Genomic DNA, 18,721 nt, shown 5'->3' with positions numbered 1-18,721 from the left:
CTTCGTCATCTCGATCTCCTAATTGATAAGATGAACCAGAAATCCTCCCTTATTCAAATCCTCAAATCTGTCCCACCGGCGCTGACGTCAGACAGAGAAGCTCCTCTTCGTTCTTCCATGGAAACTCAATCAACGATTACGCTAAGGTGAGCAATGTGGGGCGAAAACACCGCTTACAGTGCTTCATCACTCTGGCCAAGCGAGCTTCGCCAAAGTGGTTTCTGGAAGGTGACATCAGAGATTGTTTAGACTTCAGCCATCCATGGCTTCTGGAGCACGTCACGATGGACAAGGCGGTCCTGGGATTTTGCGATGAAGAGTTCAGCAGATGCCAACATCAGTGGCCGTCGGCTCTTCCGCGCAATGACGATCCCGACAGCGAGGCACGTCAAGATCCGGGGAGCGGCGAATCCTTTTGATCTAGTCACCCGAATCTGAAGTTCGTCTCATTGTTCCGCTTGCTCTGAACGAGCGTCAGATTCAACGAGGGTGACTAGCAAGTTTATGTTTCTAGTGTGGTTTTCGAATTTGGAATTCGCAATCGAGGTTGCTGCAATAATGAGGCGAATTTCAAATTCACCACACTAGCATGGACCGCTCACTTCGCCCATTGTCGAATTGCGAAACACTCAGTCAAGTTGTTCGGTGCCACACTCTGGTGCTGAAGAATGGCTTGATCCGGATGCGAGGTGACTCGCACGTCCGGTTCTTAGGGGGATGGAACTTAATGCCTATACCGCCCTTGCGGCCATTGAAGAACATGCTCCCCAGAAAAACTGATACTGAAGCCCCGACCATTGCGATTCCAGACAAGCCGAATAGCGGAAACCGCGGAACTCACAGCCCGCGTGGTTCTGAAATACCAAAAAGGCTGGTACTGAACCGGGCGACATTACCCCTTCACGAACAGAACCATCACTGGCCAAAAACCGGCGCGATCCAGACATTACAACACTACCTCTTCTGCTATGTCTTTAGCAATCGTGTTGCCTGATCAGCCCCCAGAGCCTCGGGCCTAAGGCAACGGGTCGATACAGCGATACCACTTTTTTCTTCGCTTGAGCGCAAAATGGCGGTCAGAACGTCCACGACATGAAGCGCGAATTCGCCGTTGCAGCGATGATGGCGTCTTTCGACAATCGCCTGGGCCATATCGGCGAGACCGGAAGTGCGGTAGTCAGCCACCTTGCCGCGCGAAACCGTGCGATTGGGTGGTCCGAGCGGATGATTCCACTGCGGTAGCTCGAAAGTTTCACGCCTTTTCGTGACCACCACCGGGCCGTCGAAGAAGTTTGGATCCGGAACGTGGACCGTGCCTTCGCTGCCATAGAGCGCCATCGGTGCCAGATCATGCTGCCAGACATCCCAGCTTGCCACTAACGTCACCAGTGCACCGGAATCGAAGGTGAGGATTGCCTGAACCGTGGTCGCGACCTCAACAGGCACTATTTCGCCGGCACGCGGACCTGTGCCGATGATCCGCGATGCCTCCGGCTTCGAGGCTTCAGCCACAACACGCGTCACGGGACCGAGAAGCTGGACAAGGTTGGCAACGTAGTATGGCCCAAGGTCGAGGATCGGACCGCCACCCTTGCGGAAGAAGAAATCGGGAGACGGATGCCATTCCTCCATGCCGTGGTTCATGACGAAACAGGTCCCTGACGTCACGGCCCCCACCGCGCCATCATCAATCATATGCCTGGCAAGCTGGTGCGAGGCCCCAAGAGTCGTGTCGGGTGCAGAACCGATCCTGAGCCCCCCCGTCTCGGCAAGTGCTATCAGTTCCTTGCCTTCCGCGACATCCAATACGAACGGCTTTTCACAATAGACGTGTTTCCCAGCCTCTAGCGCCATCTTCGAAACGGCAAAATGCGCGGCAGGGGGCGTGAGGTTCAAGACGATATCGACATCGGGATGCGCCAGAAGCGCTTCTGGCGTCATCGCTGGCAGTCCGAATTCCGCGCCACGCTCTTCAGCTGCCGCCATGTTCATGTCGGCTACGCCGGCAAAGGCGATATTTGCAAAACTTTTGGCACGCGCAAGATAGGCCGACGAGATATTGCCGCAGCCGATGAGCCCGACGCCGAGAACGGTTTTCATGATCGCAATTCCGGTATGTTGCGGCCAGGCGTCAGCCGCCCGTGCCTTTGCTGTTTCTGTCGCTCAGGAGACCGACTTAAAACGTCAGTCCCAGTCCGGGCCGACTTCGGGCACGACGATGCGGAAGCCCCGATCGAGAGCAGTGATCCGCTCCATGTCCGATTTGCTCAGAACAATCTTCTGCGCCTCGAAATTGCTCTTCTGGCGCTCGGCGCTGGCGGACGCGGGAATGACGGCGATACCCCGTTGCATCAACCAGGCCAGCGAAATCTGCGACGCGGATGCATCATGCTTCGCAGCAATCTCCTGCAGCGCCGGATCATCGGCCACGCGCCCCTGTGCCAGCGGCATATAGGCCGTCGGCGTGATGCCTTTCGACAAGGCGAAATCGACGAGCTTGTCGTTCTGCAGGAAGGGATGGATTTCGACCTGGTCGGTGTGGATCCTGCCCTGGCCCAGGATTTCCTCAGCCTGTTTCAGGCGTGCGATCGGGAAATTGGAGACGCCGATATGGCGAGTCTTTCCCTGATCCTGGATGCGGCCGAGAACTTCCATGTAGCTTTCGAACGGCACATCGGGATCGATGGACGGCCAATGGATCAGCACGAGATCGATGACATCGACCTTCAAGTCCTTCAGGCTGTTTTCGACTGAGGGCATGAACTGGGCGCGGTCGAGCTTCTTCTGGGCGACCTTGGTGGTGATGAAGACTTCATCGCGATCAAGGCCGCTCCTGCGCACAGCTTCACCGACCGATGGCTCTGAGCCGTAACTTTGCGCCGTGTCGATGTGGCGATAGCCGATTTCAAGCGCGGACACGATGGCGCGGATGCCGTCTTCTTCAAGGCGGCCGTAGGTTCCAAGGCCCATCATCGGGATTTTGTCAGGCATGATATCTCCTTCAGCCCTTGGTTCCGCCGGCCGTCAAACCGCCGACAAAGAGCTTTTGCATGGCGAGGAAAAGGATGGCGATCGGAACCGTCATGATGACCGAGGCGGCCATGACCGCCCCCCAGTCGGTGTTGAATTCGGTGGTGAATTCCGACAGCCCGATCGGCAACGTCTTGGTTGAGGAATCGATGGCAAAGCACAGCGCAAAGATGAATTCGTTCCACGTCGTCACAAAGGCATAGACGATCACCGCGACAACACCTGGCAGCGATAGCGGCAATGTGATGCGCAATAGTGCACCGAGCCTCGAAGCGCCATCGACAATTGCCGCTTCCTCGAGTTCAACTGGAATACCGCGGAAATAGGAGATTAGCATGAACACGCTAAGCGGCAGTGTCAGGATCAGATAGGCGAGGATCAATCCGAGATAGGTGTTGAGTAGACCAAGCCAGTTGAGCACGACATAAAGCGGCACGATGATGGCAGCCGTCGGCAGAAGTTGGCCGACAATGATCATGGAGATCGCCAGCGACTTACCCCTGAACTTGAACCGAGCAAAGCCGTAAGAAGCGAGAATGGCCAGCGCCAGCGCAATGGCTGTCGAGCCTGCCGAGATGATGACCGAGTTCAGGAAATAGCGTGGCACGTTAGAATCGAACAGGACCTTCATGTAGTTCGTCCAACTCGGCGTCTCGGGAATCCATGTCGGTGGAACGGTATAGAGCTCGCTGAGCCCCTTGAACGACGAAATCAGCATCCACAGAAACGGGAACATCGTAATTACGACGACAACGGCGACAGCTGGGTAAAGCGGCCATTTGGCCCGGGTACGAGAAGCCATAACCTTACTCTTTCTCTGCGAATACAGTTACGTAAAGGACCATCAGCACGCCGGTAATTCCCAAAAACATCACCGAGAGAGCCGCAGCCTGATTGAACTGAAAAAACTGGAAGGCCTGCCGGAATATCTGAATGGGCAGGATGATACTGCGGTTGGCGGGACCACCACCGGTCATCGCGTAGATGATGGTGATGGCATTCAGTCCCCAGATGGCGAGAAGCAGCGATAGCGAACTCAGAACCGGTTTCAGATAAGGCAGGGTTACAAAGATGATCTCATGATGCAGTTTGGCGCCATCGATGCGCGCTGCCTCGTAAACATCCTTCGGAATGGCCTGCAAACCTGCCAGTACCATGATGGCGACGAATGGAAACATCTTCCAGACATTGACTGTGACAAGTGCCGGCATGACGGTGTTCGGATTGGTGAGCCAGCCAATTGGCTGATCAATAACACCAGCGCCTTGCGCCATGTAGTTGATGATGCCGAACTCGGTATGGAACATCCACGCCCATGTGGTTGCCGCGACAATACCTGGTATGACCCACGGCACGACGATCATCGCCCGCAGGGCACTGCGCCCCCAAAAGGGCGCATTGAGCAGCAAGCCGACCGCGGTTCCCAGAATAATCTGAAACACAATCGAAAAACCGACATAAACGAAGGTGTTACGAAGCGTGACGCCGGTCAGGCGTTGATCGAGCATGGTCCTGAAGTTCTCCAGGCCAATATAGTTGCCCGCAGGGTCGGTGACGGAAAGGACGACTGTGTAGACCAGTGGATAAAACACTAGCAGGGCGAGCACGAAAAGTGCCGGAAACACGAACAGCGGTCCGGTGAAACGGGAACTGACACGCATGGCATTCCTCCTGAAAAACGGCCGGGCTGCCGGGCCGCCATAGCGGCGACCCGGCTATTTGCTCTTACTGCAGAAGGCTGTCGATCTGTTGAGTTGTGTCCGTCAGTACTTCTTTGACGTCCGCACCACCCAGAAGGATTTCCTGGACAGTATCAAAATACATCTGCGTGATCTGGACCCAGTTGTTTGCCGCTGGTTGAGGGCGGGCATATTGCAGCATTTCGCGGAAAGGCTCGAACTGCGGGTTCTGGAAGCGCTCCATGTCCATCGCCGACTGACGTGCCGGAAAGGTATCGGTATAGAATCCCATATTCTCGGGCTGCACAAGGAAGTTCAAAAATGCGGCAGAATCGCCCTTATTCTTGGCCGCGGCCGGAATCACGAAATTCCATCCGCCGAGAATGGCAGACCGCTCCTTGCCCTCCGGATGCGGAATAAGCGCCGTCCCGATGTCAATGTCCGGATTCTCCTGTGTAATCGAAGCCAGGTCGAACTGACCAGACTGATAGATCGCAATGGTTTCGGCGATAAACAGGCGACGAAGCGCGGTCCCGTCATTTTCAAGTGTGGAAGGTGGAGCCAATCCGTCAGCCTTAAAATCGGTATAGAATTCCAAAGCTTCGGCCGATTCAGGCGCGTCGAGAATGCTGCTGGAAAGGTCTTCCGACAGTATGCCGCCGCCGTTCATCCACAGGAAAGGAAGTGAACGGAAGACTGTGTTGGAGACCTCGCCACCCCCGGCAATCCCCATTCCGTATTGCGAACCGGAGGTCAAGGCGCTTGCCGTCTCGTTCAATTCACTCCAGGTTTCCGGAAATTTGTCGGGGTCGAGTCCGGCTTTCTCGAACATGCCTTTATTGTAGATCATAGCATGAGCTTCGGCTCGGAAGGGAAGTCCGTAGAGCTTGCCGTCCACCTTTGCCGTGTTGACTGCCGCCGGCAGGAAATCATCAAGGTCGATACCCTGCTCTGCCACGATATCGTCGAGCTGCAGCAATTGGCCGGTCATGGCAAAAGGAACGGTCCAGCCATTGGCGACATCTATGAGGTCCGGAGTGTTGCCCGATTGCAGGGCCACGAGGACACGATTTTGCAGACCGCTCGGCACAACCCTTTCGACATTGACTTTGATATCGGGGTTTTGTTCTTCGAACTTCTGTGCAAGCGTTTCCGCGCGGTCGGCGCCGAACTCAGGCGCCCACCAGGTGATTTCACCAGCAAAGGCCGGGGCCTGCGCCAGGATAAACGGCACGGCCGCCGTCAACGCAAGTTTGGTTTTGAGTTTCATGTTTTCTTCCTCCCAATCAAGAAATGTTGCTGTGTTCAAGACATTTGCGGCTTAGTGAGCCGCGGCGCCGTCTTGAGGAGGGCGTTCATGTAACCCACCGCATGCGCCATCCCGACATGCCACGGGGCAGGGCAGGAAATTTCTGGGATGTGATCGGGGACAAGCACGCCGTCATAACCTTCGGCATGCAATATCCGGGCGATTTCTGCCATGTTCGTATCACCGTCATCAATGAAGGCCTCCGCATAGCGGGGAACCTTGCCCTTGACGTTACGGAAATGCACATAGGCGATCCGTCTAGTCCGGGCGTAGTGGCGCGTCGTCTCATAAATGTCGCCCGGCATCTCCATCAATGAGCCAATGCAGAACTGCATAGCATTCGAAGGACTGTCGATTATCGACAGCAGCCGGTCGTATTTCTCATGACGATTGACTAGCCGGGGGGTTCCACGAAGGTTGTCTGCCGGCGGATCGTCCGGATGGGCGGCAAGTTTTACGCCTGACTCCTCCGCCACCGGCACCAGCTCTTTCAAAAACCATTCGAGACGCTGCCAAAGCTCCTGATCGGAACAGCTTACGTGACCGTCCCCCCGATCTTCCCGCACACGCATGTTCCAGACGACGCCGTCAGGCATCGGGCGGTCGTGATCGAAACGGGACATGTCAAATGTCGTGGCCACCGCGCCGCCGCGGGCGATAGGCCGGCGTTGCCAGCCCCAGACGCCGGCCAGTGAAAAATTGTAGCCGATGACTGGAATGCCGACTCGCCCACAATCGCGGACGAGCCGCTTCAGGCGGTCCATTTGCGCGACCCGCCGGGGGCCGTTCAGAAGGATGTCAGACCAGAAGGAAGGCGAGAAGTTCTCCAGCGCAGCGATACGAATCCCGTCCGCAGCCAGCATCTTCACGACATCCGAAAGTGTTTCGTAGTCCCAAAGCGGTGCGTCAGCATCTTCAGAGAGGGGCGGCCCCGGCTGGCCGGCGAGCCAGCCGGAAGGATCGGCATTGTGGCCATAACGGACCAGATGGATGACAACATCACGGATGCCGAGCTGAGCGGCGAAACGCGACCCAGCCGGAGAAAGGCTTTCTCCGAAAAGTGTTAATCCTACTCGCATCTTCTGCTCCCTGAGCGTGATCTCCGAAACCTCTGCCTCTCCCGGTTTCGAAACACTCATAAAAAGTCCATATATGAAACTAATTGTTCTTTATATGAAACTAATTTGTTATCATATGCCGAGTCAAGAGATTTATCCTGACGGTGGCATGTCTGGTTCGTTTCTATGAACGTTCGGGCTTCATGGCCTTGATGGCGGCAAACTGCATGCAGTCCGGCATCATTTGCATGATCTCGATGCGGTTACCGTCTGGATCATCAATCCAGCACTGGCGATTGCCGTCACGTCCCGTCACGACAGGTTTTACGAGCGGCACGCCGAGCGCTTCGATATGCTTTGCAGCGGCGTCAATGTCACCTGTTTCGACGCATAAGTGATTGTAACCAGTAGCATTTGGACCCGGGACTTTGTTGCCGTCACCATCCGGAAAAAGCTCGAGATAGAGTGTGTTGGTCACGCGCAGATAGACCAGCCAGACTCGGCCGTCGTCCTGGTTCAGACGGAACATTTCTGGAAAGCCGAACACATCCGTATAAAATGCAAGCGACCGATCGATGTCCGTGCAGCGGATGGCAACATGGCCGATTCCGGTAAAAATCATTGCTATAACTCCTATGCAATGTAGGTTGAAACTAATGTTTGTATGCCAACCGGATGGACAAGCACACGGAATCCCGATACCCAGAAGAAAAGTTCATATTTGGGATTATTCGATGAAGATGAAGAGTGAGGGACAGGCGGCCAAGGGGCACAGCGCGGCTTTGGAAAAAAACCGGATTCCAGCGATAGACCGCATGATGGATGTGCTGGCCTATCTGGAGCGGAAACCGAGCGGTGCATCCATGCGGGAACTGGTCGAGGTGCTGCATCTGCCGCGCACGACCGTTTACCGTCTGCTCAACTCGCTCCACGCCTATGGGATTGTCCGGCACCTGCCGGACGGCAACTACGTACTCGGCACTCGCCTCATCTCGCTTGCTGCACGCGTTCTGCCAAGCGCCGCCGATATCGATATCGTTTTGCTCGCGACGCCTCATATGGAGCGATTGTCCGAAACGACCGGCGAAGGCTGTAAGCTTTCTGTTCTCAGCGGTGACGGAGTGGTCGTGATCGCTGCGAGTCCGGGTTCGCGCGGACACGCTCTTGCAGGTGTGCCCGGCCAGCGTTTTCCGCTTCATACAGGGGCTGCGAGCAAAGTGTTGCTCGCCAGCTTGACGAAATCGGAACTCGACGCCCTTCTGCCGGAGGCACTGGCGCGCTACACGCCCCGCACGATCACCTCGGTCAAGAACCTGCGCAGTGAGCTGACTCGCATCCGCCGCCAGGGATGGGCCTGGGACGAAGGCGAGTTCTCCACCGGTGTAAACGCCTTCGCCGCCCCGGTTCCGGATCGTAACGGCAAGACGATCGCGGCACTCAGCCTGCCCTATCTTGCCGACGAGACCAATGCCGGGCGCCTTGATATGCTCAGGGCAGCCACCATCTCGGCCGCCGGCGCGATCGCGGCCGACCTTCCCGCCGTGCCGACACGGGGTGCCACTGGCTGGAATGGCTGACATCATTTGAAGAAATCCGCGTCGTCGTCACTCAAATAGCGTTCGGCGGCTTCGGGAATCAGATCGACGCCGAGACCCGGCGCTGTCAGCACATCGACAAAGCCATCCTTGACGACCGTCTCCGGCAGCCCGGTGACGATATCGGCCCACCATTCGGGAACGGCGATCGGGTATTCAAAAGCAATGAAATTCGCCGGAAGCGTTGCGCTGACTTGGATGAGCGCGGCAAGGCCGATCAACCCGTTGGCTGTGCCATGCGGCGCCATCATGATCCCGTGAAGATCGGCATATTCGGCAATCCATTTGAGTTCCGCAAGACCACCGACATCGGCCGGGTCCGGCCCGATCACATCGATGGCGCGTGCCTCGATCAATGGCTTGTAATTATTTCTGAGATAAATCTGCTCACCGGTATGGATCGGCGTAGAGGTCGCAGTCGTCAGATCGCGGTAGAGGTCGGAGTCGGACCAGGGCGTATAATCACCGGAGATCAGATCTTCGAGCCAGAGCAGGTCGAGATGCTCCACCCCGCGGGCAAATCTGAGCGCATCAGAGAACATCCAGCCCGGACCGCAGTCAAGCGCAAGTCCGACCGAGGTGCCGGCCACCTCCTTCATCGCTTCCACGCAATCTATCGTGTGGCGCAGCCCCTTTTCGGAAATTTTGCCGCGCTCGAGAATGCCGTGCGGTCCCGCTCCCGCATGCTCGCCATAGTGAAAACCGGGAACCATCTCCTTCATCGCGCAGTGAAAGGCGATCGGCTGCTTGACCATGGTAAAGCTTTCCGGCAGCGCCATCATCTTGCGCATGTCATCGGCATAGTCTTCCGGCCGATAGCCATTCAGCGGAAAGCGGATACCGCCATTATAGACACGGAGCTTGTCGCGCACCTTGCCACCTAGCAGCTTGTGGACCGGCAGGTTCGCGGCTTTGCCGGCAATATCCCAGAGCGCCATTTCAATAACGCTGACGGCGCTGCCGAAGGGCTTGTTACCGCCACGCTGGCGAATACGCAGCATGACGCGCTCAACGTCGGTCGGGTCCGCTCCCAGGATCGCCTCGCGAAGCCCCAGGATTTGCGGCTTGAGGAACGGTTTGTAGAACTCGGCCTGACCGACCCCCGCAATCCCTTCATCGGTTGTGATGCGGACAACCGGATGGTTTCCGATGACTGCGCATTTGAGGTCAGTGATCTTCATTGGGCGCTCCTGCTTCCCTGCCCGTCGCTGTAATCGCGACTCTTCGCTATTGACTTTGACTGAGATTTCCTCTCTTTTCAATCCATATTCGGAACTTAATTATCCAAATATGAAACCTATGGGAGGGCATCCATGTCCGATAAACTAAAATGGGGCATCCTGAGCACTGCCGGAATCGGTGTGCGCAAGGTGATCCCCGGTATGAACAAATCCGAACTGGGCATGGTCCAGGCAATTGCTTCTCGGGATGCGACAAAGGCAGAAGCAACCGCCGAGCAGCTCCAGATTCCTGTCAGTTACGGCAACTATGAGGCTCTTCTGGCTGATCCGGAAATCGACGCGATCTACAATCCGCTGCCGGTCAACATGCATGTCGACTGGTCCATCAAGGCGATGGAAGCCGGCAAGCACGTCCTGTGCGAAAAGCCGATCGCGATGAGTGCTCAGGAGGCCCGGCGTCTGATTGCCGCACGTGAACGCACCGGCAAGCAGGTGCTGGAAGCGGTCATGGTGCGCCAGCATCCCCAGTGGCTTCGTGTTGCCGAGGTCATCCGCTCCGGCGAGATCGGTAATGTTTGCCTGATGCAGACCACGATGAGTTTTTTCAACGACGATCCGAACAATATCCGCAACATCCCCGAAGTCGGCGGCGGCGCGCTCTACGACGTTGGCTGCTATGCCCTCTTCCTGTCGCGCTTCGTCTTCAACGCCGAGCCGCTGCAGGTCGTCGCCATGTGCGATCTTGACCCTGAGATGCTCACCGACCGGCTGATGAGCGGCATTGTTGATTTTGGTAATGGAAAACAGCTTTCCTTTGCCTGCGGTACCCAGCTTGCGCGCTTCCAGACTGTCCAGATTCTGGGTCGTAAGGGCCGCATCGAGGTGCCGATCTCGCTCAACGCGCCGCAGGGCGGAGAAGTCACGATCACCATCGATGCAGACGGCGCCAATGAACCGGACAAGATGCGCCGGGAGGTGATCCCTGCATGCGATCAGTACACGCTGCAGGCAGACGTCGCCGCGCGAATCTTCCTTGGCGAGACCGCCGCCGAATATCCAATCGAAAACGCCGTCAACAACATGGCGGCGATCGACGCGCTTTACCGCTCTTCCAAGAGCCATACATGGGAAAAGGTCGCTTCCATATGATCATCGATCCATCCGTCACACCACCCGCCGACATTACCCGCCCGCCGAGAAAGCTGGTGGACGGTCTGACGCAGATCGGCACGGCTGCCGTGAGCGGTGAGCTCAGCCGGCTGGGCATCCGTAACCCACAACTGACCGGCCTGACACCGATGGCCTTTGGTCAGTGCATGGCCGGCCCGGCGCTAACACTGCAGTTTCTTCCCAAGCGCGAAGATCTGGCGCCCGGCGAGGAATATGAGGAACCGGAAAAGCAGATCCATCGCCATGTACTTTACCTGGTGCAGGAAGGCGATGTGGTTGTCGTGGATGCACGCGGCGACATGCATTCCGGCATTTTCGGCGAGATGATGATGACCTATTTCAAGGGCCGCAAGGGAGCAGGCCTCGTGGTCGACGGCTGCCTGCGCGACACGCCGAAGATCGCCGGCCTCGGAGTCAACATCTGGTCGCGCGGACGCACGCCCAATTTCCACACCCAGACCGGCCTCATGCCCTATGCGGTCAACGTGCCCGTCGCCTGCGGCGGAACCACGGTCATGCCGGGCGATATCGTCGTTGCCGATGACGACGGCGCCATTGTCGTTCCCATCGCACTTGCCGAACAGATTCTCGATATGGGCAACAAGCATGCCGACTGGGAGGACTTCGCGCGCCTTCGGCTGAGCCAGGGTGCCGATCTCAGGAAATACTACCCGATCTCGAAAGAGGTCGAAGCCGAGTACTTCGCCTGGCGCGAAAAGAACCCGCTCTGAACAAAAACGCCGTGGAGGAGTAACATGGCTACGATCAGTCTTAAGAACGTCAAGAAATCCTTTGGCGCGGTGGAAGTCATTCACGATGTCAGCCTGGACGTCGAGCATGGTGAGTTCCTTGCCCTTGTCGGCCCCTCCGGTTGCGGCAAATCCACCCTGCTGCGCATGCTCGCGGGCCTTGAAGCAGTAACTGCCGGCGACATCATGATTGCAGGAAACAAGGTCAACGATCTTTCCCCGCGCGAGCGCAATATCGCAATGGTGTTCCAGTCCTACGCGCTTTATCCGCACATGACCGTTCGCCAGAACATGAGCTTCAACCTGAGACTTTCGCGCACACCAAAGGTGGAGCAGAAAAAGCGGGTAAACGAGGCAGCGCGAATGCTGGGGCTCGAAAACCTGCTTGACCGCAAGCCCGCAAACCTTTCCGGTGGTCAGCGCCAGCGAGTTGCTATGGGCCGGGCGGTCGTGCGCCACCCCGAGGTCTTCCTGTTCGACGAACCGCTGTCGAACCTTGACGCCAAGTTGCGTGTCCAGATGCGCGCGGAAATCAAGGCCCTGCACCAGAAGGTGCGAACCACCTCAGTCTATGTCACCCATGACCAGATCGAGGCCATGACACTTGCCGACCGCATCGTCGTGCTCAATGGCGGCATCATCGAACAGGTGGGCCGCCCGCTCGACCTCTATCGCCAGCCAGCAAATTTGTTCGTTGCTGGCTTCATCGGCTCACCGGCAATGAATTTCATTGATGCAGAAATAGTCCAAAAGGACGATGCCGTCATTGGCCATTGCATCGACGGAAATGATGTCGTACTCCCCGCAACCTATGCGAAAAACGCGGGGCAAACGGTAACTCTTGGCTTCCGACCAGAGGATTTCGCACTCGGTGAAGGAAGCATTCAGGGTCGGGTGGTCATGGTCGAGCCAACCGGCGCGCAAACCCTGGTATCGGTTTCGACCGGGCCGGCGGATCAGCCGTTTCTCGCTGTCGTCGATGCGGCCGACGAGTTCGACATCGATGAGGCTGTCACGGCGTATATTCCACCGGAAAAGGTTCATGTCTTCGACGCAAAGTCCGGGAGACGCCTATGAGCGAGCTTCAGGACCGTATTACCCGCCTGGAGGCAGAGCGCGGGCAACTCGTTCTACCATCCTTCAATGAAGACGTGGCCTTCGCCATCGGTACCCATATCAGGCAGCACGCCTCGGTGGCGAAACATCCGATCGCGATCGAAGTCTCCGGCATTGGCGGAAGGCTATTCTTTGCTGCCATGCCGGGCGCAAGCCCAGACAATGCCGAATGGATCCGCCGCAAGCGCAATGTCGTGGAGCGTTTCCTCGAAAGCTCGCTGCTGGTCACGCTCAGATGCGACGAGCGCGGCCGTAAGATACCGGAGCAATTCAAGCTCAGCGATGCCGATTTCGTGCATTCTGGCGGGGGCGTTGCGATCAGAACCGCAGATAGCGGTTTTGTCGGCTGCGTCACTGTTTCCGGCCTTACGCAATATCAGGACCATGAACTGGGCGTCGAGGCGCTTCGCGCGCTGGTCTCGGCGAAGGCATAGATTTTCGCGTTCCCATGCATAGCGGCTTAAGATCGTGCTGCAATCTGACGCACGACATAGCGGCACAAGCCCTAGCAAAGGCCTAATAGACTAGCTTCGCAAAAGTAGAGAAGTGGTTTGTTTGCTGCTCCGTCTCAACGCCTCTGAGACGGAACAGTCGTCCACCATATCACGTCCAGAATCCCGTCAGTAGACATACGCAAGACCGTCGGCAATAGATGGTCTCAATCCCCCTCTTCTTCATCAATGTTCTGACATGCAGGCGCCCGACATTGTTGCCTTCTGCTGCCAACAACCTCTGTAGCATACTGATTCCGGCGAAGGGATAATCCAGATGCAGCTCATCAATCCTGCGCATCAGCGCCAAATCAGGCACTGATGTCGACCGTGGCAGATAATAGACATTGCCACGGCGGATGCCGAGAACCCTCGCCTGACGGGAAATGGATAGGACGTGGTTCCAGTCGTACATCGCATCCATGTGTTTGACATCAACGGCACGCGCAGCTTCTTCCTTGCGCACGCCATCTTCGAAGGCTTTAATAGCTCCTTCGAGTAACTGATCTTTCCAGTGCTTAATCTGGTTGGTGTGAACGTCTGTGAATCGGCATGGTTCAGAAGAATCTATACGGTCTGAGACATGAAGCCATGTTCGCACATTTGATAAAAATGCGAACACATGACCGCATCAATGCACTATGTATTTCGAACTGACCGATTTTGTGTGGTGTCGCAATCGGTCTTTATGGGCGCAAAAAACACTCCATGACCGCTTTCGACCCAATTTCGGTTATTGACCGCGTTTCGGCAGCGCCTTAGAAGCGGGCAGACAGCAGTAGGAGATTTATGCGCAGAGGCTTGTGATTCCGACCGCAAATAGCGGCTTCACTTGGCACCAGGAATTGGCTGCCGGACCTTTTTGCATATCTCTTCTTCGGAGTTCTCATGAAGAATCATGACGTCGTAATCCGGCCCTATGCGCCAGAAGGCGATTTGAAAAAGCTGTCGCGCATCTGGCTCGATGCATCTCTATTGGCTCATCCTTTTATCGGCGAACAGCGCTTGTTTGTGCAACGAACGCTGATCGAAGATCAATATCTGCCTAATGCCGAGACTTGGGTGGCATGTGTGGGTGGTCAACCCTGCGGCTTCATTAGCCTGCTCGACACCTTCATTGGCGGAATTTTTGTTGCTCCCGATCGGCAAGGACTTGGCATCGGACGCCAGCTTGTCGCTCACGCTCTGAACCTCAAAGGTAAGCTGGAGCTTGAGGTGTACACCGCCAACCGGCAGGCAGTAGCTTTCTACATCGGACTCGGGTTTCGAGAGCTGTTACGCCGCCCTCTTGATGATGATGGCTACGCTTTCGAAAATGCGCGCCTGCGCTTGATCGGCTAGCAGCTGGTCGGGCGGTATGAAACGCCGCCCGACTGACTTTGTTGGTCGCCCAACCGCATATGGACCGCACATCGCAACCGTCAAATTCCGAATAAATGGGCCACGTCCCCTATGGAGATGACAGCTCGGTTTTGGAAGAAATCGTCCTGTCTGAGCTGGGTTATGCTTCCCGATTTGACAGGGAAAGCAACGAAACCTGCCGCGTCGATAGGGATTCTCATCCACGCCGCGACGACCATGCTAAGCGTAAAGCCGTGCGTCACGATGATCTGTGTGTCTGTTAGTCCAAGTTTTCGTCCGCACCCCCGAGGCAGCATAAACAAGGCCGGAAACCACTTAAGAAAGACCGTCTGCCTGTTCAAACAAACCGAGCCACTTCACATATTTTGCCGATCTATATGCCGTTAAATTCTTCTTTTTGAACATAATGATAGTTAGCAGGCGAAACAATCATTTTGTCGGTTTGGGCCATGGCTGGATCCGGGAGGCCAAACAGGCTTTGTGCGCATCGCCTAAAACGCCACGGTGCCTATCTGGCGCTAAGCTGTTCGACCATAAAATCGACGAAAACCCTGATGCGAGCTGGCATCGCCGCACCGCCGATGAAAACGGCGTGAATGCTTTCCCGATCGCGCGGATTGTAGTCTTCGAGGAGCGGGATCAACGCGCCACTCTTGATCAGGTCGTCCACATGGAAGTTGCCGACCCGCGTGATGCCGACGCCCTGAAGCGCCAGTTGCACGAGCGTTTCGCCGCTATTGGCCTTGATCGTGCCGCTGACCGGCAGAATGTAGTCGCGCCCGTCCTCCCGGAACGGCCAACCCGGCTCGATGCGTCGGAAGCTGAAATCGAGGCAGTTGTGACGTTCAAGGTCGGCCGGCCTTTCCGGTCGCCCGCAGCGTTCGAGATAGGCCGGTGAAGCCACGACGACGCGGCCGGTCTCGCCAAGCCGCCGCGCGGTGAGCGGGCTGTCGGCAAGCGGGCCGAAACGAACCGCCAGATCGGCGCGGCCGCCGATGATATCGGCCACTTCATCGTTCGAATCGACATCGATGATGATGTCGGGATAGCGCGCGGTGAATTCTCCGAGAAGCGGCACGATCGTCGTGCGGCCGTGCGCGGTGGCGACACTGACGCGGATCTGGCCGCGCGGCCGCGCACGGTCGGCGAGCGCTTCTTCAGTCTCATCGATATCTGCAAGAATACGGCAGGCGGCATGCACATAGGTCTCGCCCTCGGCAGTAAGCCGCAGGCTACGGGTCGTGCGCACGACAAGCCGCACCCCGAGACGATCCTCGAGACGGGAAATGATGCGGCTGACCGCGGACGGCGTGAGCCGCAGTTCACGGGCGGCGGCCGAAAGACTGCCGGCATGCGCAACCGTGATGAAGGTCTTCATCTCACGCGTTCGGTCGGTCGTGTTTAGCGCCATTTGTGAATCCAATGCAAAACAGGTTGTCCCACATACAGTCTACACAGACATTTTAAGTCAAGTATATACTTCACGACAACAATCGTAACATTCGGCAGGACATCGATACGTCTGTGACGTGAACCCAAGACCGCATTCGATGCAGGCCGGATCATTTCATGTAAAGGGAATACGCAATGGACTATCGATTTTTGGGTCGTTCGGGACTCAAGGTCCCGGCCTTGAGCTTCGGCGCGGGCACATTCGGCGGCGCGGGACCGCTTTTCAGTCATTGGGGAACCTCCGGCGTCGACGAGGCGCGGCGTCTGGTCGATATCTGTCTGGAAGCGGGCGTCAACCTGTTCGACACTGCGGATGTCTATTCGGACGGCGCTTCGGAAACGGTGCTCGGCGCCGCCCTGAAAGGGCGCCGCGACAAGGCATTGATCTCCACCAAGATGACATTGCCGATGGGCAACGGCCCGAATGATGGTGGCTCGTCGCGTGCGCGGCTGCTCAGGGGCGTTGAAGACGCGCTCATGCGCCTTGATACGGATTACATTGATCTCCTGCAGCTTCATGCCTTCGATGCCTTCACACCGGTCGAGGAGGTGCTGTCGACGCTTGATCAGCTCGTTCGGGATGGAAAGGTGCGCTATCTCGGCGTTTCCAATTTTGCCGGCTGGCAGATCATGAAGTCATTAGCCGTTGCCGACCGTCATGGCTGGCCGCGCTACGTGGCCAATCAGGTATATTATTCGCTGGTCGGACGGGATTATGAGTGGGATCTGATGCCGCTCGGCGCGGACCAGGGGCTTGGCGCCATCGTCTGGAGTCCGCTTGGCTGGGGCCGGCTCACTGGCAGGATCCGGCGCGGCAGCCCGATCCCTGAAGGCAGCCGCCTGCACGAGACTGCAAGTTTCGGGCCGCCGGTCGACGACGAACATCTCTACCGGATCGTCGACGTGCTGGAGGTGATCGCCGGGGAAACCGGCAAGAGCGTGCCGCAGGTGGCGCTCAACTGGCTCCTCAAGCGTCCGACGGTCTCGTCTATCATCATCGGCGCGCGAAACGAGGCGCAGCTTCGCGACAATCTCGGCGCCATCGGCTGGTCGCTGACGGATGCTGAGGTCGATCGGCTTGATGCCGCAAGCACCGTCTCGCCCCCCTACCCTCATTTCCCCTATCGGCGGCAGGCCGCCTTTGCCGGCCTCAATCCGACGCTGGCGGGCTGATGAACGGCATTCTTCACAGTAGCGATTCCTCCCAAGCCGTCGAAGGCAATGCAATATGAAAATCAATCCTCCCTTGCTGGCCTTAGCAATCGGCGCATTCGGCATCGGCGTCACCGAGTTTTCGCCGATGGGCATGCTGCCGCTGATCGCTTCCGATCTCGGTGTTTCGATCCCGGCAGCCGGTCTTCTGATCAGCGCATATGCTTTCGGTGTTCTGATCGGTGCGCCGATCATGACGCTGGCCTTCGCCGGCATGGCGCGAAAGCGCCTTCTTCTGCTGGCGGCGCTGATCTTCACGGTCGGCAACCTCATGTCCGCGATGGCGGACAGCTATGCCATGCTGCTTATCGGGCGCATCGTCACATCGTTCAATCACGGGGCATTCTTCGGCGTCGGCGCGGTGGTCGCCGCCAGCATCGTGCCGCCGGAAAGGCGGGCGGGCGCCGTTTCAGTGATGTTCTCCGGTCTCACCCTCGCCACGATCGGCGGCGTGCCGCTCGCCACCTGGGTGGCCGGGCTCATCGGCTGGCGCATGGCGTTTTTCGGCATCGCCGCGATCGGCGTCGTCACCATGGCAGCGCTTGCGGCCTCCTTGCCGCCGATGCAGGTTGCGCAGAAGGCCGACATGCGTTCCGAACTCAGGGTCCTGTTCCGGCGGCCGGTGCTGACAGCATTGTTGCTGACTGTCGTTGGCGCGAGTGCGATGTTCACGGTCTTCACCTATATCGCGCCGATCTTGCAGGTCGAAACCGGCGCCGGTGCGACCTTCGTGACGACGATGCTGGTCGTTTACGGCCTCGGACTGGCGGTTGGCAATGTGGGCGGCGGTCGGTTTGCCGATCGCTCGCTGGATGGCACGCTGATCGTCTCGCTGGCTGCAGTTGTGGTCTTTCTGGTCCTGTTTGCGCTCGGTATGGGGTCGGCGATACGCGCCGCGCCACTGATCTTTCTTTGGGGCGTCGCAAGTTTTGCGCTGGTGCCGCCGCTGCAAACCCGTGTGGTTCAGGAGGCATCCGATGCGCCCAATCTCGCCTCGGCAATGAATATCGGCGCCTTCAATCTCGGCAATGCGATCGGCGCGGCGCTCGGCGGCGCGGTGATTGATGTCGGTCTCGGCTATCGGGCCGTGGCGCTCGCGGGCGCCGCGACGGCCGCTGCCGGCCTCGTGCTTGCGCTTGTCTTCCGGCAGGGAAACGTTGCGGTTGATGACAACGGGACCGAAGGCGCTGCGGCCCGGCCCGAAGGAGCCGGCCAATAGGCATCAAGCGCAAAAGATCAAGAAGAAATTCCTCCGGACTTTCACCGCCGGTGTTTCGGCCGCTGTGGGGAGCTTCGAGGGACGAATTCATCCAACGA

General features: G+C 57.5%; 17 protein-coding genes and 1 pseudogene. 8 read left to right on the top strand and 10 right to left on the bottom strand.

The annotated features are described in order from the left end of the window. Positions 1 to 966 precede the first annotated feature (966 nt). The 7 genes from EDC90_RS17435 to EDC90_RS17405 form a co-directional block, all read right to left on the bottom strand. Positions 967 to 2,100, bottom strand: a complete 1,134-nt coding sequence (locus tag EDC90_RS17435) for a Gfo/Idh/MocA family protein (protein WP_132313829.1) — start codon at positions 2,098 to 2,100, stop codon at positions 967 to 969. A gap of 84 nt (positions 2,101 to 2,184) precedes the next feature. Further along, positions 2,185 to 2,991, bottom strand: a complete 807-nt coding sequence (locus EDC90_RS17430) for an aldo/keto reductase (protein WP_132313828.1) — start codon at positions 2,989 to 2,991, stop codon at positions 2,185 to 2,187. A gap of 10 nt (positions 2,992 to 3,001) precedes the next feature. Further along, complete coding sequence (locus EDC90_RS17425; RefSeq protein ID WP_132313827.1) at positions 3,002 to 3,832, bottom strand: carbohydrate ABC transporter permease; 831 nt, start codon at positions 3,830 to 3,832, stop codon at positions 3,002 to 3,004. Between the two features lie 4 nt (positions 3,833 to 3,836). After that, positions 3,837 to 4,691 carry a carbohydrate ABC transporter permease gene (locus tag EDC90_RS17420; RefSeq protein WP_132313826.1) on the bottom strand — a complete coding sequence of 285 codons (855 nt, stop codon included), beginning with the start codon at positions 4,689 to 4,691 and terminating at the stop codon, positions 3,837 to 3,839. Positions 4,692 to 4,755: 64 nt separating this feature from the next. Then, a complete protein-coding gene (locus EDC90_RS17415) occupies positions 4,756 to 5,979 on the bottom strand; it encodes an ABC transporter substrate-binding protein (RefSeq protein WP_132313825.1) in 1,224 nt (407 codons plus the stop codon). A 35-nt stretch (positions 5,980 to 6,014) separates the two neighbouring features. Next, positions 6,015 to 7,157, bottom strand: coding sequence for a mannonate dehydratase (locus tag EDC90_RS17410; protein ID WP_245511113.1), 1,143 nt, complete (start codon positions 7,155 to 7,157; stop codon positions 6,015 to 6,017). A 103-nt stretch (positions 7,158 to 7,260) separates the two neighbouring features. Further along, positions 7,261 to 7,698 carry a VOC family protein gene (locus tag EDC90_RS17405; protein ID WP_132313824.1) on the bottom strand — a complete coding sequence of 146 codons (438 nt, stop codon included), beginning with the start codon at positions 7,696 to 7,698 and terminating at the stop codon, positions 7,261 to 7,263. 112 nt (positions 7,699 to 7,810) lie between these two features. On the opposite strand from EDC90_RS17405, the gene EDC90_RS17400 reads away from it, so the two are divergent. Beyond that, complete coding sequence (locus tag EDC90_RS17400) at positions 7,811 to 8,653, top strand: IclR family transcriptional regulator (protein ID WP_245511112.1); 843 nt, start codon at positions 7,811 to 7,813, stop codon at positions 8,651 to 8,653. Positions 8,654 to 8,655: 2 nt separating this feature from the next. Here the strand turns inward: EDC90_RS17400 and EDC90_RS17395 are convergent, their stop codons facing one another. After that, on the bottom strand, positions 8,656 to 9,852 hold the full coding sequence (locus EDC90_RS17395; RefSeq protein ID WP_132313823.1) for a mandelate racemase/muconate lactonizing enzyme family protein: 1,197 nt from the start codon (positions 9,850 to 9,852) through the stop codon (positions 8,656 to 8,658). A gap of 132 nt (positions 9,853 to 9,984) precedes the next feature. Here EDC90_RS17395 and EDC90_RS17390 point away from each other — a divergent pair, with 132 nt between their 5' ends. Genes EDC90_RS17390 through EDC90_RS17375 form a run of 4 tightly spaced genes read left to right on the top strand, consistent with a single transcriptional unit; the run spans position 9,985 to position 13,321 of the window. Then, complete coding sequence (locus EDC90_RS17390) at positions 9,985 to 11,001, top strand: Gfo/Idh/MocA family protein (RefSeq protein ID WP_132313822.1); 1,017 nt, start codon at positions 9,985 to 9,987, stop codon at positions 10,999 to 11,001. Further along, positions 10,977 to 11,753 (top strand): ribonuclease activity regulator RraA, encoded by a 777-nt coding sequence (locus EDC90_RS17385; RefSeq protein ID WP_245511111.1) that lies wholly within the window; start codon positions 10,977 to 10,979, stop codon positions 11,751 to 11,753. Before EDC90_RS17390 ends, EDC90_RS17385 begins: the two co-directional genes overlap by 25 nt. Positions 11,754 to 11,777: 24 nt before the next feature. Then, a complete protein-coding gene (locus EDC90_RS17380) occupies positions 11,778 to 12,848 on the top strand; it encodes an ABC transporter ATP-binding protein (RefSeq protein ID WP_132313821.1) in 1,071 nt (356 codons plus the stop codon). Then, positions 12,845 to 13,321 carry a heme-degrading domain-containing protein gene (locus EDC90_RS17375; RefSeq protein WP_132313820.1) on the top strand — a complete coding sequence of 159 codons (477 nt, stop codon included), beginning with the start codon at positions 12,845 to 12,847 and terminating at the stop codon, positions 13,319 to 13,321. Before EDC90_RS17380 ends, EDC90_RS17375 begins: the two co-directional genes overlap by 4 nt. 208 nt (positions 13,322 to 13,529) lie before the next feature. Here EDC90_RS17375 and EDC90_RS17370 read toward each other — a convergent pair. Beyond that, positions 13,530 to 13,796: pseudogene (locus tag EDC90_RS17370) on the bottom strand (IS3 family transposase); the annotation flags it as partial. Positions 13,797 to 14,266: 470 nt separating this feature from the next. Here EDC90_RS17370 and EDC90_RS17365 point away from each other — a divergent pair. Then, the gene (locus EDC90_RS17365; RefSeq protein ID WP_132313818.1) at positions 14,267 to 14,719 is read left to right on the top strand and encodes a GNAT family N-acetyltransferase; all 453 of its coding nucleotides are present in this window, start codon (positions 14,267 to 14,269) and stop codon (positions 14,717 to 14,719) included. 529 nt (positions 14,720 to 15,248) lie between these two features. Here the strand turns inward: EDC90_RS17365 and EDC90_RS17360 are convergent. Beyond that, entirely contained in the window at positions 15,249 to 16,151 is a 903-nt protein-coding gene (locus EDC90_RS17360) for a LysR family transcriptional regulator (protein ID WP_207903947.1), read from the bottom strand. A 176-nt stretch (positions 16,152 to 16,327) separates the two neighbouring features. Here EDC90_RS17360 and EDC90_RS17355 point away from each other — a divergent pair, with 176 nt between their 5' ends. After that, on the top strand, positions 16,328 to 17,365 hold the full coding sequence (locus tag EDC90_RS17355) for an aldo/keto reductase (RefSeq protein WP_132313817.1): 1,038 nt from the start codon (positions 16,328 to 16,330) through the stop codon (positions 17,363 to 17,365). A gap of 55 nt (positions 17,366 to 17,420) precedes the next feature. Then, positions 17,421 to 18,623, top strand: coding sequence for an MFS transporter (locus EDC90_RS17350; RefSeq protein ID WP_132313816.1), 1,203 nt, complete (start codon positions 17,421 to 17,423; stop codon positions 18,621 to 18,623). Positions 18,624 to 18,721: the final 98 nt, after the last annotated feature.

It is taken from the genome of Martelella mediterranea (assembly GCF_004342225.1).
Classification (GTDB): domain Bacteria; phylum Pseudomonadota; class Alphaproteobacteria; order Rhizobiales; family Rhizobiaceae; genus Martelella; species Martelella mediterranea_B.
The sequence above is the reverse complement of the archived record's forward strand: the minus strand, read 5'-3'. Positions and strand labels throughout refer to the sequence as shown.